At 48.2% G+C, this 15,449-nt stretch carries 13 protein-coding genes; 5 read left to right on the top strand and 8 right to left on the bottom strand.

What is annotated here, in order from left to right:
- Positions 1-98 precede the first annotated feature (98 nt).
- Both BUA56_RS08015 and BUA56_RS08010 read right to left on the bottom strand, forming a co-directional pair.
- Positions 99-1,433 (bottom strand): ABC transporter substrate-binding protein, encoded by a 1,335-nt coding sequence (locus tag BUA56_RS08015; protein ID WP_072850669.1) that lies wholly within the window; start codon positions 1,431-1,433, stop codon positions 99-101.
- A 242-nt stretch (positions 1,434-1,675) separates the two neighbouring features.
- The gene (locus BUA56_RS08010; protein WP_072850667.1) at positions 1,676-2,668 is read right to left on the bottom strand and encodes a LacI family DNA-binding transcriptional regulator; all 993 of its coding nucleotides are present in this window, start codon (positions 2,666-2,668) and stop codon (positions 1,676-1,678) included.
- A 170-nt stretch (positions 2,669-2,838) separates the two neighbouring features.
- Between BUA56_RS08010 and pgmB the strand changes: the two genes are divergently transcribed.
- The gene (gene pgmB / locus BUA56_RS08005) at positions 2,839-3,492 is read left to right on the top strand and encodes a beta-phosphoglucomutase (RefSeq protein WP_072850664.1); all 654 of its coding nucleotides are present in this window, start codon (positions 2,839-2,841) and stop codon (positions 3,490-3,492) included.
- A 20-nt stretch (positions 3,493-3,512) separates the two neighbouring features.
- On the opposite strand, the gene BUA56_RS08000 is transcribed toward pgmB, so the two are convergent.
- Positions 3,513-4,127: a GntR family transcriptional regulator gene (locus tag BUA56_RS08000; protein WP_072850662.1), complete on the bottom strand. Its 615-nt coding sequence runs from the start codon at positions 4,125-4,127 to the stop codon at positions 3,513-3,515.
- 200 nt (positions 4,128-4,327) lie between these two features.
- On the opposite strand from BUA56_RS08000, the gene BUA56_RS07995 reads away from it, so the two are divergent.
- The 4 genes from BUA56_RS07995 (at position 4,328) to BUA56_RS07980 (ending at position 8,392) form a co-directional block, all read left to right on the top strand.
- Positions 4,328-4,690 (top strand): DUF6483 family protein, encoded by a 363-nt coding sequence (locus tag BUA56_RS07995; protein WP_072850660.1) that lies wholly within the window; start codon positions 4,328-4,330, stop codon positions 4,688-4,690.
- A gap of 72 nt (positions 4,691-4,762) precedes the next feature.
- Positions 4,763-5,599 carry a MerR family DNA-binding transcriptional regulator gene (locus BUA56_RS07990; RefSeq protein WP_072850658.1) on the top strand — a complete coding sequence of 279 codons (837 nt, stop codon included), beginning with the start codon at positions 4,763-4,765 and terminating at the stop codon, positions 5,597-5,599.
- A gap of 120 nt (positions 5,600-5,719) precedes the next feature.
- Positions 5,720-7,183, top strand: coding sequence for a trimethylamine methyltransferase family protein (locus BUA56_RS07985; protein WP_072850656.1), 1,464 nt, complete (start codon positions 5,720-5,722; stop codon positions 7,181-7,183).
- 30 nt (positions 7,184-7,213) lie between these two features.
- Entirely contained in the window at positions 7,214-8,392 is a 1,179-nt protein-coding gene (locus BUA56_RS07980) for an MFS transporter (protein ID WP_072850655.1), read from the top strand.
- 59 nt (positions 8,393-8,451) lie between these two features.
- On the opposite strand, the gene BUA56_RS07975 is transcribed toward BUA56_RS07980, so the two are convergent.
- From BUA56_RS07975 to BUA56_RS07955, 5 genes are all read right to left on the bottom strand, one after another.
- Positions 8,452-9,693, bottom strand: a complete 1,242-nt coding sequence (locus BUA56_RS07975) for a CapA family protein (RefSeq protein WP_072850653.1) — start codon at positions 9,691-9,693, stop codon at positions 8,452-8,454.
- A gap of 78 nt (positions 9,694-9,771) precedes the next feature.
- Entirely contained in the window at positions 9,772-10,524 is a 753-nt protein-coding gene (gene yaaA / locus BUA56_RS07970) for a peroxide stress protein YaaA (protein ID WP_072850651.1), read from the bottom strand.
- A gap of 203 nt (positions 10,525-10,727) precedes the next feature.
- Positions 10,728-11,921, bottom strand: a complete 1,194-nt coding sequence (locus BUA56_RS07965) for a transglutaminase domain-containing protein (RefSeq protein WP_072850649.1) — start codon at positions 11,919-11,921, stop codon at positions 10,728-10,730.
- Positions 11,922-12,042: 121 nt separating this feature from the next.
- Entirely contained in the window at positions 12,043-14,697 is a 2,655-nt protein-coding gene (locus BUA56_RS07960) for an ABC transporter permease (protein WP_139249476.1), read from the bottom strand.
- Complete coding sequence (locus BUA56_RS07955; RefSeq protein WP_072850646.1) at positions 14,687-15,412, bottom strand: ABC transporter ATP-binding protein; 726 nt, start codon at positions 15,410-15,412, stop codon at positions 14,687-14,689. Before BUA56_RS07955 ends, BUA56_RS07960 begins: the two co-directional genes overlap by 11 nt.
- Positions 15,413-15,449: the final 37 nt, after the last annotated feature.

The raw sequence follows: 15,449 nt of genomic DNA, 5'->3' as shown, positions 1-15,449 counted from the left end.
TGGTAATGAAAACGGCCCGGCCAGTGTCTTTCTCTACCAGCCGCGCCGTTCGCAGTCACTACCAACTTACAAATTCAGCATATACTATCCGGCATTCTTTACTCGACAGCAGCAACCTCTGCCTCAAGATCCGCCTGGCATTTCTCCATGGCGGCATCTACATCCTCACCCTGAACCAGAATAGAGTTAATGCAGTGGGGAATTATAAATTTGCTGGAGATATTGCCCATAGCCGGATTCACTTCTCCATCCTTCACTCCTAACATCTGCAGGTTCTCAAAAGCGTCTGGAATGGTGGCAGCTGTATCGCCGAATGCTTTTAATACATCATTTTCCAGGTACGCAGGATCGTCGGCAACATCCTTTAATACAGGGTTGGAACCGCCCGGTGACATGTGGCACCACTTGATATTCGCTTCTTTATTTCCCATGTAGGATACAAACTTGATGGCAGCCTCTCTCTCCTCCTCGGAAATCATATTGGAGATGGTCATCGTTGAGGTCATACCAAAGCTTCCCTGCTCTGTCTTTTCAGGTACCGCAAATCCAACATCATCAGCAAGTCCCTGATCTACGAGCGCTCCCATAATATAGGTGGAGTACAGTGCCATAGCGGAATGTCCGCCGACAAATGCGTCTTTTACTTCCTCTACGCCATTGGATCCGGGCATTGTGTACTGATACAGGGTTTTATAATATTCCAGAATCTCTTTCATCTCCGGAGTATTAAACTGAGGCTTACCCTGGTCATCGAAGAGTTCGAATCCGGCAGAACCTGTGAATGAGCTGAAGCTCTGTTCTGTAAAGTCGGATTCCTCTGTGGCAATCATGATGCCGTATTTCTTATTAGCAGGATCACTGAAGGCTTCCGCTGCTTTCTGGATATTTTCCCAGGTAGTGGGAGCTTCCAGTCCTTTTTCTTCAAACATAGACTTTCTGTACCAGATACCTGACACCCAGCCTGCAACCGGCACTCCCAAATACTGGTCTGCACCCGGCGCTTTTGCCATCTTGAGAACGCCTTCATAAAATCTGTCTTTTCCAATAGCTTCTATAGCTTCCGTGTTGGCTTCCAGATCCAGGGCCTCTTCTCCGTTCATAAGACGAAGCTGATCCACGCCGCCTTCTACCACTGCCGGAAGCTTCCCTGTACTCATTAAAGTAGATATCTTTGTCCAGAAACCATCCTCAGGAATGGGCATCTGTGTTACCTTGATTCCCTCGTTCTCCGCCTCGAAATCATCTATGATTTCCTGAATCGCCTGCACACGTTCTTCCTCCGGCTGTCCATGAAGGAACTGAATCTCAACCACATCCCCATCTTTTTTAGAATCCTTGTCGCTTTTTGCAGAGTCGGAACCTCCGCCGCAGCCAGCTAAGCCGGTCACTGCCATAACCACAGTTAACATCATTACCACAAGTTTCTTCTTCACGTTGCTACCTCCTTAATATTGTATTCCTATCCATCTTTTTCCAAAACGTTTTCGTTAAAAGGGAAAATAAAAAAGATTTCTCACAATCTTTTTTTGTTTATTCTTCCCATTTATTTACGTTTCATACCAAATACCGAAAGCGTTTTCATAACTGTATATTACATCACCCTGCGAAATTTGTAAATATTTTTTTTGCAGCTTTCTGCGATTTGTGAATTTCCTCTAAAATCAGAGCATTATTTTTAAACACTTTTCCGGATCAGGAGCCGGTGATCCACGTACTCTATGTAGGGAACCTCCTTGCCTGCGTGCATATCCGCCACCATTGTAACAGCTTTATATCCCATGGCCTTAAAGTCCTGAAACACCGTGGTCAGGGGCGGATCCATATATGCCCCCACCTGTATGCCGTCCATACCGGCTACTGCAATCTCACCCGGGATATCCCTCCTCATCTCCCTGAGGGCCCTCATGACACCGATTGCCATTAAGTCCGAAGCGGCAAATATAGCATCTATCTCCGGCCGTTCCTTTAAAAGCTCTTTTGTCTCCTGATACGCTTTTTCCTCAAAGAAATCCGCATAACGGACACTTTTCTGGGGGAGATCTAGTTTTAGTTTCCGCATGGCGCGTATAAATGCAGTTTCCCTGATCCTGCTGATATCTGCCTCAAAAGAACCGTTGACCATGGCAATTCTGCGCTTTCCTCTGCTGTATAAGAGTTCAATCAGCTCCTCCACCGCCTGGTCATTATTGGTCCCCACCATAACAGGTGCTTTGTCCACATCAATCCCCACACAGGGAATGCTTAATTCCGGAAGCTGCCTGTAATAAGGGTCTGTGGACTTCAGACCGTATACCACGGCGCTGCCCATATTCTTTTCCTTACACAGCTCCAGGAAGCTCTTTTCCTCCTGCTTCTTCTTATTGATGAACAGGATAATCAGCTCATAGCCTCTCTCCTCACATCCGGCCTGGGCCCCCAGCAGCAGGCGGTAGATAATGTTACCGTTCATATCTGTCTCTTTCACGTCTGAGAAGATAAACCCAATTACACTGGAACGCTTCAGGGCCAGATTCCTTGCCGAGGGGTTGGGGGAATAGTGGAGTTCTTCACAGATTTCCAGGATGCGTTTTTTCGTCTTTGGACTTACATCTGCGTAATTGTTCAGCGCCCTGGAGACTGTTGTAATGCTCACCCCTGCGCGGTTCGCTACATCTTTTATTGAAGCCATAGTTCCTCCTCAAATTGTTCTCACAAAATTTCAAAAAGCTCTTGACGAAAACGTTTTTGTATCATATAACTACTATATACCAAATAGAAATCGTTTTCAATATCTTTTTCCTTTTACCTGTGATTACTACTGCATAATCTTATAGTTCAGAAAGGAATTATTTTGAAAACATGAAAAAAGAATATAGAAGAATTCAGGGCGCCATCTTTGATTTGGATGGGGTTCTGGTTGATACTGCCAAATACCACTATCTTGCCTGGAAACGCCTGGCTGCCGAGCTGGGATTTGACTTTACAGAGAAAGACAATGAGGCACTAAAAGGCGTCAGCCGGATGGCCTCCCTCGATCTTCTCCTCAAAGCAGGAGGCTTGACCTTTTGCAGCGAAAAAAAGGAAGAGCTGGCCGCCAAAAAGAATGCGTGGTATGTAGAATATCTCCAGCAAATTACCGAGGATGAAGTTCTGGATTATGTGACAGATACCCTGACCCGACTGAGGCGGCTGGGGATCGGCCTTGCCATCGGATCCGCCAGCAAGAATACGCCTCTGATTCTGGAGAAGACAAAGCTGGCCCCGTATTTTGATGTGATCATTGACGGTAACTGTACCTCAAAAGCAAAGCCGGATCCGGAGGTCTTTCTTCTCGGAGCCAAAGGGCTTGGGTATCCGGGCGAGGAATGTATGGTTTTTGAGGATTCCGAAGCAGGGATCCTGGCGGCCAATGCCGGAGGGATGGTAAGCATTTATCTTGGCACATCCTCCTGTGCAGATGCGGACTTTACCATCTCAAACCTCTCAGAGTTCTGGGAGACAGATATTATGTAAACGCTCTATACTGTCTCCTGCTATCCCAAAAATTTTGATTGGAAGGACATCACATGGCGCTGCAGCAGCCGTGTGGTCTCCTTCTCATCCCTTTTTTCTATACTGCAGATTATATCTCCGTACTCCCTTATCACGGTATCATCCATGCTTCCGATATATTCTCTGTTTACAAACAGCTGTCTTACACATAAGTCCAGCGTTATATTCATCTGCGTCTCCAGGAATTCATTCCTGGTAATGCCAGATACCGCACGATGAAACTCCCGCCCCAGAAGAATCCGCTTTTCCGGTATTGTTTCAGCTCTGGTTTTATCAGCGATGCTGCACAGTTCGCGGAGCTCATCCCCGGTTCTTCTGGCTGCTGCCAGACGGCCTGCCAGTGCGGAAAGGGCATACCGCAGCTGACAGATGGATTCCAGATCCCGGCCGGATAATTCGCTGACAATCATACACTGCCTTGGAATAATGCAGATAAGCTTTTCCCAGGAAAGGCGTTTCAGCGCCTCCCTGACAGGTGTTCTTCCCACCTTTATCTGCTCCGTCAGCTGGGATTCCACGATCACCTGCCCCGGCCTCAGTTCACAGGTTATCAGCATTTCCTTTATTTTTTCATATGCAATGTCACTGTCTCTCATACACTCTTTCCTTCTCTCTTTTTATGATAAAGGCAACGTACTTTTTATTATAATTGGTAAACTTTTTCAAAGCAAGGAAATTTCCGGCTGCCGGTTTCCCCGTAAGATATATCCGGAAACCTTAACAGCCTGTTAAATTTACATTCCCCTGCCGGTATAGTATAATAACCCTTAGAACTTAGATTAAGGAGTGACTGCCTATGTTTGAAAATGATTATGTTATGCGGATGATACACGACCTGGCCCGGGCTTTGGCTAAGGTTCTCTTTCACAAAGATTCGGTGATGTACGAACTGCCGGAAGAAGCAGAATTCACAGCTGCGGATGACCTGTACTGCAGAATTCAGGCGCTTCTCTCTCAGGGGAAGATTAACGAGGCGGAGAATCTGCTCCTGGACGAGATGGATTTTTCTGACAAGCGGTACCAGGAGGTTGCTCTTGACTTTTATATGAAATTGAATCAGTTGACTGACGACTATCTGGAAGCGCACAACTATACCAGGGAGGAGATCCGGCAGGGGCTGAAAGATTTAGCTGACACAGCCGGGGTTCCCATTTTTTAAATTCTGCGGAAATACTGCTTGACCTTGGAGCCGCTCCAAGGTTTATTCTTTATACAAGGAAGTGATAATCCTATGAAATGCAGCGAAAATCAACCATTGCTAAAAATCGGCGAGGTGGCAAAATTAAATGATATTTCTACAGACACCCTCCGCTATTATGATAAGATAGATCTGTTTAAACCCGTGGTTACTGATGATAATGGGTACCGTTACTATGAGGTTAAGCAGCTGGTTGATCTGGATCTGATTCTATGGCTCCGCATGAACGGAGCGTCAGTCCATGAAACCCGCCAGATTCTAGAAATCAAGTCTTTGGATAAAGTCATTGATATTTTGTCCAGTGAGAATGCAAAGCTGAAAGATCAGATTCAAAAACTGCAGAATCAACTGTATGCCAACCGTTATTACATCTCACATATGAAAAAATGTATGGAGTGGGAGGTAAACGAATGCTACCTTCTGGAGTTTGAAAACCGCTATTGTGTATCCACAGATTACTCTGTCCCTCCCGGCAGCCGCAGCGAGTATGAGCTGGGATTGAAAAATATACTGCAGCGCATAAACAATAAAGATTCTTATTTTAACTCTTTTTTCGGAGGCATCTACCGCCGTGAGAAAAAAAGCCCAGACTATAAAAGCGGATTATATCCCGCCGTTGTAAACATCCGCAATCACAAGGTCTCCGAAAGCCAGCTGATTCCAAAAGGAATCTATGGCGTAATGCCCCTGCGGGGATATTTTGACTATGCTTATGATATGATCCCAAAACTGCTGGCCTTCATTCATAAAGAAGGTTTTGTCTCCAGTGGGGATTGTTATGTACTGAAAATATGGGAACAGGGCAGAACAGCTTCCCCTTCTGGTGAGATGCTGGAACTGCAGATTCCCGTTCTGAAACGTTCTCTTTGATTATATTCTTCATTCCTGTACCGCCTGGATCCTGCTGTAAACTAAGACTTCCGGTGATGTTTCCCACAGCCTTTGGGATGTGGATAAACATATAATTTATCCTACAAGGAGGTTTATCTTATGGCAAAATTCAGTTTTGATCGTATGCCCTCATATCAGGTGCTTACGCAGCAGGAAATCTTACAAATCCACGAAAAAGCTTTAGAACTTCTGGAAACGACAGGTGTTAAATTTGAGCACCCTGATATTCTGGCGGAATTAGGCCGCAAAGGCTGTGAGGCAGATCTGAAAAATATGGTTCTGCGCATTCCCAGAAAGCTGGCAGAGGATGCAGTTTTATCCGCGCCTGAGCATTTTGAGATGTATAACAGGGACGGTGAAGTTACCCTTCGCCTTGGAGAGGGGAGCTCCTACTATGCCCCTGGCCCCGGTGCCCCCAATATTGCAGGCTCTGCCTTTAATCGGCGTTTTGGGACCTCTGAGGATTTAAAGGAGGCCCTGAGAATCACAGAATCTTCTCCGGGTTATCAGATCTCTTCCGGCTCTGTGGTACCGGGAGATACCCCCAGTATCATTACGGATGTATATATTCTGTATCAAATGATCCTGCATTCCCGGAAAACACTTTTAGCCGAGGCATGGGAAGAATCTTCTGTAAAACGCGTGGGAAAACTGCTGGAAGCCGTCTGCGGAACCAAAGAGCTGGTCAGGGAAAAACCCTTTGTTCTTCTGGCCGCCTGCCCGTCTCCTCCCATGCGCTGGGAAAAACGTGTCATTGATAACGCCCTTGACTCCATGGAGTACGGGATTCCCCTGTTTCTCTCTCCCTCCCCCGTGATGGGTGTATCCTGTCCCGTTACTATTGCCGGCTCTGTGTTAACACATACGGTAGAGTCTCTGTCTTTTCTCACCTTTATCCAGCTGATGCATCCCGGGCATAAAGTATTGTACGGAGGGATTCCCGGGGTTATGGATATGAGAAGCACGTACTGCTCTTCCTCTTCCATAGAACCCTGTCTGTCTACTGCCGCCTACGCCTGCATGGGCCGTTATTACGGACTCCCCACTCTGGCCTTCCTTGCCCAAACCGACGCAAAGGAAAGTGATTATCAGGCTGGATTCGAGACTGCTATGGATCTTATGACCGCCACCCTTGCAGGCATTGATATTGTATTCGGGGGAGGCACCCTGGACAGCTATCTCTGTACCAGCAATGAAAAGCTTGCCATGGACGGACAATTTTTCCGGTACTGCCGCCGCCTGCAGGATAGGATTATGGTAAATGAAGAAACCCTTGCCCAAGATGAGATACGTGAAATCAACTGGGGGGAAGATGGTGTGTTTCTGGAGCTGGAGCACACGGCAGACTGGTACCAAAAGGAGCAGTGTATGCTGGACGGCATTGCAGATAAAGTCAATTACGAGCAGTCCCATTCCAAATATGCTTCCATCACACAGCGCGCCTGCACCTCTATACAGTCAGCCCTCTCCCACCCCCTGGAAGCAGAACGGGCCGAATGCGTCCAAAAAGCGTTCTGTGAAATTGCGGAGTCACTGGACGTGGACCCGTCGGGACTCCTCTGATCTGATTAACCCCCAGAAAGGAGCTTTGATATGAGTAAAGAAAAACGGCGATCTCTCTATCTGAAACTAACGATTCTGCTGTCCGGCGGTGTCATGATGGCAGATCTGGCAGTATATCCTGCCGCTGAAAAAATATTTGAAGCTTTTCCTCAATCCAATACAGGACTGCTGAATTTTATCCTCACCGGACCGTCCCTGATTCTTATCTTCTCCTCTGTCCTGTGCGGCGTGATGGCTCAGTATATAGGGAAAAAAGTCCTGATATCCGGGGCCTACATCCTTTTTACACTCAGCTCTCTGGCCTGTGTCTTTGCTGACGCACCGGCTCTGCTGGCGGTCATGCGCGCTCTGATGGGAGTTGCCATGGGCTTTATCGGGACAGCTATGGTAGGTCTTATCGCAGAGCTTTACATAGATGAAAACGCAAGAAGCTCTGTCCTGGGATACTATAACGGCATTATGGCGGGGATGGGGGCACTTTTCTCCCTGGGCGCAGGATATCTGGCACTTAAAAACTGGCATTTTGTGTTTCTTGTATTCCTGGTTATGGTCCCTGTCACTCTTGCTGTCATTGCCTTTATCCCCCAGACAGAGCCGGAAGGGAAAAAAGACTCCCGGGGCACCGCCCGTGAGGCCGTCCCCTATAAGAATGTCCTGGCACTGGCCGGCGCCGCCTTTGTAGTGAATGCTATGTATGCAGTCATTCTCACCCAGGTAGCTGTTGTAGTCACAGAACTGGGGATTGGCAACGCATCCACTGCAGGGGTAATGGGATCTCTTGGGACCATAGGAAGCCTGTGCGCCTGTCTGGCTTTTGGCCGAATCTATGATAAGTGCAAGAACTTTATTCCGGTTATCTTTACCTTAATCATGGCTCTCGGATATACAGGGCTTTACTTCTCCCGAAATATCCTGCTGGTAGGTCTGATGTGTACGATCCTTGGAGCAATGTACGGACTCAGCTTTTCTTATTACCTCATGTATGCCTCTGTCATTGTTCCGCCCTCAAAGGCATCCCTCTCCATCTCTATCGCCAATGCTGCCGTTTATCTGGGCATCTTTGCAGGACCCTATGTCCCTCTTGTGTACCAAAAGGTATTTTCCAGATCCACTATTGTTGCCGTCCTGCCATATATGATTGGGACACTGGCCGTCTGCGGCATCATTTCCGCAGTCCTGTCCGTAAGAAGGAATCATACTGCCGCATAAAAGGGAGCCTGTGGAGGACAGCACATACCTCTGTCCCCCACAGGCTCCTACTTCTCTCTTTACTGCACGCCCGCCATCTTCTTCAGGCTTTTGACTGTAAATTCCTCGTCCGTCTCCCCATGGATTCCATGTTCTTTGGCCAGCTCCTCGGTATAGTCCTCCAGCTTATATACTCCCATGACCTTTCTCGGTTCATCGTAGTGCATAACCAGAGGCGTAAGTCCGTAATCCTCAATCCATACGTTCCCGCTGGCCGGATCCTTCTTCACAGTAATCCGGGCCATTCCGCCCAGGAGTCCTTTTACGTCTTTCTGCAGGGACGCAAAATTCCCCAGAGAATAATAAACCAGCATCTCGCGCCCGTCCCCCACTTTTCTCATTTCATACCCCTGAAGCACATGGGGATGTGTTCCTATAATTATGTCAACCCCCTGTTCCCCCAGAAATTTTACCCACTCCTGCACGGATTCATCCGGTCCGTCAGAATATTCTGTTCCCGCATGGAGGAAAAACACTACCAGATCTCCCATTTCCCGGGCCTCTTTCACCTCTGCCGCAACCTTCTCCTTCTCCAGAATATCCAGAAGATAGGTATCTTTGGACAGGGTGTCCCCATTGACCCCATAGGTATAGTTCAGCATGGCTACCTTGAAGTTTTTAACCTCCGCCACCCGTATAGGGGAATCCCCCTCCTCATCATGGAGCCCCAGAACTGACAGCTGGGGATAATTTTTTTTCCAGAATCCTGCGGTATCCAGTATCCCCTGTTTTCCCCTGTCATAGGCGTGGTTAGACGCATGCTCCACCACCCGGAACCCTGCGGAAACCAGGGCATCTCCCACAGCAAACGGGCTTCCGAAATCAGGGTATCCTCCCACCTCGTCCTCATCCCCGATAAAGATCGTCTCCTGATTCACCGCTGCGAGGTCAACCTTCTGAATCTCGTCTTTCACATGGGTATACAGAAAATTAAAGTCCCAGGAATCGTCACTCTGTCTGGCTTCCTCCAGGATCTGGTCATGCATGATATTATCTCCCACCGCAGCTATCCTGAGTGTGTTTTCTTCTTCCAGAGCCAGCTTCTCCTCCCGCTCCTTTTTCATCTGCACTTCTTTTGCTTTTGCGGCAGCCTCCTCTGCTTTCACCCTTTTTTTATGTATGGATAGAGACACGATGGCTGCGATAACGGCCAGCAGCAGTATTCCCATGCCGGCCAGCCGCAGCCGCATTCTCTTTACCTGCCTCTCTCTTATTTTCTGACGCCTGAGGCGTTCCTGTCTTCTTTTGACCTCCTCGTCCATCCTTCCGCCCCCTCCTGCTTTTTCTTCATTATACCAAAATCAGGCAGAATGAGACAATAAAATCGTCACTTTATGCTATTATTTTAGAAAAACATACTCGTAGCCTGTGGAATACTCCGGGCAGTATTCATATCCCAGCCCTGTAAACTCCTTTACATCCTCCAGATTTTCCACATAGGTCTCTGCCATCCAGCGCACCATCTCCCCTCTTGCCATCTTAGCCTGGGTTGCCTTTACCTTAACAATACTCTGCGACAGTTCCCCGAAGATACAGGAAATATACCGGACACTTTTGCCGGGATATCTTCCCAGGTACCGTTCCACCGTCTTGCTGTATTCTTTGGAGGCCAGATTTAAAATCTCATCCTCGCCTCTGGTTAGTTCCCTGAAGATCTTGTCCCCCCAGAACTCATACAGATTCTGTTTCCCATCTGCCTGCAGTCTGGCCTGCATCTCCAGACGATACGGCGCCACCCCATCCATGGGCCTAAGCACCCCATACAATCCGGAGATAATCCTAAGATAGTGATCTGCATAATCCCACTGCTTGTTTGTAAACACCTGCGGCGCCATATATTGATACTGAAGCCCCTCGTATGCCAGCAGTGCGGGGGTATTCCGTCTGACCGATTCCCAGTTCTGCAGTCTCTCATAGTTCAGCCGCGCAATCTTATCATTGCAGCACCACAGTGTCTTCAGTTCTTCATAGCTCATCTGCCTCAGGCATTGAAAAAGCGCCTCCATCTCTTCCTGAAACACAGGCCTCTGGTCCGTATTCATCATGTCATCACACAGGTTCATCTTCTTTGCCGGAGAAATAATAATTTTCATACCTATCCCACTCCTCATGTAAATCTGACTGCCGGGTTGCTGTTTTCTCTTGTAAATTCATTTTAAAGTTATAGTACCATATTTTATCCTGATGTTACAACTGCCGTTCAGGGTAACTTTTTTAACGTTTATGTCAAAAAAGAGCAAAAAAATACCCGCGGGAAGGAATCCTCTTGTTCCTCCCCGCGGGTATTTTTATGGTGTCACGATTCAACAAAGATAAAGCGGATAAGATGGAGACCGTCAACATTTCCATACCGGAATTCTACATGCTCAATTCCCCGGACCTTCATGTAATACTGACTCAGTTTGTCCAGGCTCTCCTCTGTAAACAGATCCCCGGCAGCAGCCTCATAGCTTTCCTGGTCGGCAAACTTCATCATCATATCAGATGCACCCTCATCTATTTTCCCGGCACAGTACTCATATATCTGCCCGGGATCGTAGGAGGTGAAATAATCTCCCGCCATCTCATAGTAATTATAGGCTCCTGACTCACAGACCGGAAGCTGAAAATCCCCGTCCGGACTGCAGATACTCTCATATTCCCGGGGAACAGGGCAGAGGTAATCATATAAAATGATGCCGTTTAAGATTCCCTGGGTATCCCCCTCTGCCTGGGAGGATGCGCTGTCCGGATCCCCATAGGTGGCATCCACATAGTAATACTCACCGTCTATCTCTACAATATTCCACGCATGTCCGATATTTGTCTCCAGGGAGGTTCCCTGTACATAAATACATGGAATGCCAATTTTGTCCAGAAGGTATTTGACAGAGGCCGCATAGCCGGCGCACACGGACTGGTTATTCTGAAATACACTTACAATATTCTGATCATCCTGAGAGTCCAGATACTGAGTCGTATTGATAATATATTCGTAAACGGCCTTTACCATATCGTAGGAAGATCCGCCTCCGGCAGCAATCTCCTCTGCCACAGCATCTGTCTTCCCCTCTATCTGGGTCTGTATCTCCCCGGCCTCTTCCCGGTTTCTCTCATAATTAGGTTCAAAGACAGCATAGTCATCGTAGAGGGTTGTGTAATAAGTAGAGGCATTCTTTACCCAGAACAGCTCCATCCGGTCACACAGCAGTGCACTGTATGCTCTGTCTATGATATCCTTGTCACCGCTGGCGACCTCCACCTCCCCCTGAAACTCCTGAATGCCCTGTAATAGCTGCCTGTAGATTCCCTTTTCCTCTTCTGCAAGCTGATTGTAATAGTAACCGGCCCGGATCTCCTCTGTCTCTTCCGGGATCTCACCCCCGTGCTCCGGTTCTCCGGAGATGAGATCCGCAATGGCAGATTTCCCCTCTTCTTTCGGCTGACATCCGGCGGCGGCCAGGACAACTGTCATACATACTGCCGCGGCCCATTTTCCATATTTTCTCATTTACCTGCTCTCTTTTCTTCATATTCTAAAAAAGTACTCCCGGGAGCAGCCGGCACAGGCCTGCTCCTCTGCCTATTTTATCATATGAGAGCAGGTTTGCAAAATTTAATTTCTCCTCCTGTCACTCTCTCAGTCTTTCCACTATGCTTATCCTGTTCACCCTCCGGTACATGAGTACAGGAATGGCCACAGCCAGAATTGCCATGAAGGGCAGTACCAGCGCCACCGGCAGCAGGGTAAAGTCATATACAAACCAGCGCAGGGTTCTGCCAAAGGGCCTGAGAATGAGAAGGCTTACCAGGCTTCCCACCGCCGAGCTTATAAGACCGATAAAGATGACATAATACAGCCCCTCTAAAATGAGCATCTTCTGCTGCTGCCGATCCGTCATTCCAATGCTTTTCATCATGGCCAGTTCCTTCCTCCTGGTAATAATTCCTGTCAGTGTCGAGTTTACATAATTCAGCATGCCCACTGCCCCCACTACAATGCACAGAGCGCCTCCGATGAGCTTCAGCACCTCCATCATCTGCATAAACTCCTTCTTCAGCTCTTTTCTGGATCTGTAGTCTGTCTGAGGATTTATCTGAGTTGTATATTTCTCAACCGCAGCTTCCGCTGTGTCCAGGTGTTCCTCCCCTATCTCAAAGCATGCCAGATATCTCTGGTACCCATTGACAGCAGCGGTTCGCTCCAGCTCTTTTTTAGGTACGATCATAGAGATCTCGGGAGCTCCCGCGGCCAGGCCTGCAACACCCTCCCCCAGCTCTACAACAGCCATAACCTCATACTCATCCCACGGAAGTTCTCTGACCCCCCTGTCTGATACGATTCCGGTAGTGTCCACCGGGTTTCCGTAGGCATCATAGAGTTCTTCCTGCCTCTTGTCATACTGCTCCCGGGTATCATACCGGCAAAGCTTTACCTTATCCCCGGGATGATACCAGCTCTCGTTCTTATTATTAATATCCATCTGTGCAACTGCGAGAACATACCCTCCTTCATTGAACTTTTCAAGATCCAGTTCTCCCTCTGTCACATGAAGCTGCCTCAGAATATAGGGATCAAAGGCAAACCGCCGCTCCGTCATGATCCGGTCCCGGGTCAGCACCTCTTCATAGGTTTTCCTGAAACCAGCAGCGGAATCCTTTAGAAATCCCTTTTCCATTCCCTGCCGGAGACGCTCTTTGCCTGTCTCGTCCATGAGATACGGAAAAAACGATATATATGCGCTTCCGCTCTCTTCAATCCCGTCCATCTTATTTACAGTGTCAAAGAAATTCTCCGGCAGCTCAATGTCTCCGGTTCCGTAGTTATGGAAATAATCTGTGGTTCCTATATTGAGATCCCCGCATATCATTTCATCCATATATTTGTCTATGCTGAAACCTCTGACTGCAGAGTATATTGTCAGGAGCAGAATAATCCCAAGAGACAGGGATGTGATAACTACAACTGCCTTTTTCTTATAACGGAACACATTGGCCAGGGCCATCCGGCCGATTTTGCCCCTGTGAGAGGCTGCTTTTTGCTTTTTTCTTTTCCCTTTGTCACATTCTACATATTTAACAGCCTCCACCGGCGACACACAGGAAGCTGCCTTTCCCGGCCTGCGGCAGCTGATTAAAACGGTAATCAGTGAGAAGACAGCTGATCCCATAAATATAACAGGGCTTGCTGTAAAGCCATCTCCATAGACTCCCGAAGCCAAATGAAGCATCACAGGGGTAAGCTTAATCCCCAGCAGCCACCCCAGAATCAGGCCTGCCGGTATCCCTGCGGCGGAGAGTATAAGAGCCTGCCTGCGCACCAGGTAGCGGATCTGCTTTCTGGTAGCCCCCAGAGTCTTTAGCAGTCCGTAAAACCGGATATCCATAACAATGGATATCTGAAAAATATTATAGATTACCAGATACCCGGTTATTCCAATCAGTACCAGCACAAATACAACGCCCAGCATTGTCTGTGCGTCCGCGCTCTCTGTTTTTCCGGACAGATACGCCCAGTTCACCCCGAAATCAATTTCATTATCTTCAAACCCGCATTCCTTTAGTACTGTACGGGCATTTTCCTCTATCCTCCTGCTGCTTCCAAAAAAGACCTCTGCCTGGATCAGTCCTTCTCCCAGGCTCTTCCCGGACCGCATCATTTCTTTTCTGTCTGTTTCATCTACGGAAGCGATCACTTCCTCCACATACTCCTTTGACAGATATATCTGGCTTGCCCCCAGCATGGGATCTCCCTGGTAGATTCCGGACACCGTAAAAGTGTCTCTGTGCTTATGCCCCAGATAATCGAATTCCAGGGTAATCTTTTGGCCAAGTTCCCTGGGTATCCCCATCATCTCCAACACAATGGTATCTGCCAGTATCTCTTTTTTATTCCTGGGATAAGTGCCCTCCTCCGGCTCGCGGAATCCCCACTCCAGATCCTTCGGCTCCCCGTAACGGATCTCTGTCTGGCGTTTCGCCAGCTCCCCGTTGGCAGCCATCCCCACCAGGATGTTATAGCTTATCTCCTTAATCCTGGAATTTCCCCGGATCTTGTCATACTCTGCCCGGGTAAGATCTTTGTAACCCGCATGGGCGCTGGTTCCTACCTGACGCATGATCTCCTTTTCCATGGAAGAAATCAGACCCATTGCCAGGGTAAATAGGGTGGTAAAGAGAATGGTTGTCAGTGCGATGGCGATCACGGCGAATAAGTTTCTCATCCTGCTGTTTCTAAGGCTTGCCTTGGAGAGCTTTTTTACTGCCTTCTGGTTGTTATTCCTCACGTTCTCCGCCACCTTTCTCTCCCCTGCAGGCAGTCTCCCTGTTCCTGGTATCCCCCGCCAGTTTGCCGTCTTCTATATGGAGCACCCGCCCGCAGAGCTGGGCAAGGGCCTCGTTGTGGGTAATCATAATGATGGTCTGGCGGTAGCGCTCCCCGCTCAGTTTCAGAAGTCCCATCACCTCAGTGGTGGTCCTGGAATCCAGATTTCCTGTGGGTTCGTCGGCTAAAAGAATCGCCGGCTTTGACGCCAGAGCTCTCGCTATGGCTACTCTCTGCTGCTGTCCCCCGGACAGCTGACCCGGCAGTGCGGACATTTTATCTGTCAGACCAAGGCTCTCAATAATATCCTCAATAAACGCCCTGTCAACCGCCCCTCCGTCCAGCTCTGCCGGAAGAGTGATGTTATCATAAACATTTAAGATAGGAACCAGGTTATAGTCCTGAAATACAAATCCGATGTTGCGCCGCCTGAAAATGGTGAGCTGATTATCATTCAGGCGGGAGAATTCCACCCCCCGGATGCTCACCCCTCCGCTGGTAGGGTAGTCCAGTCCCCCCAGCATATTTAGCAGTGTAGACTTACCGCTCCCGGAGGTCCCTACTATGGCCACAAATTCTCCTTCCTCCACCGTAAGATCTATCCCGTCAAGAGCCTTTACCGTATTATTTCCCTGCTGATAGTATTTTTTCAGCTGACTGGCTGTTAAAATTGGCATAAAAATGTCCTCCTCTTATTCTATCTGCCTTTAGTAT

Origin of the sequence: Lactonifactor longoviformis DSM 17459 (assembly GCF_900129135.1) — a bacterium.
GTDB classification, from domain to species: domain Bacteria; phylum Bacillota; class Clostridia; order Lachnospirales; family Lachnospiraceae; genus Lactonifactor; species Lactonifactor longoviformis.
Note: the sequence above shows the minus strand (reverse complement) of the source record. Positions and strands in the feature narration are given on the sequence as shown.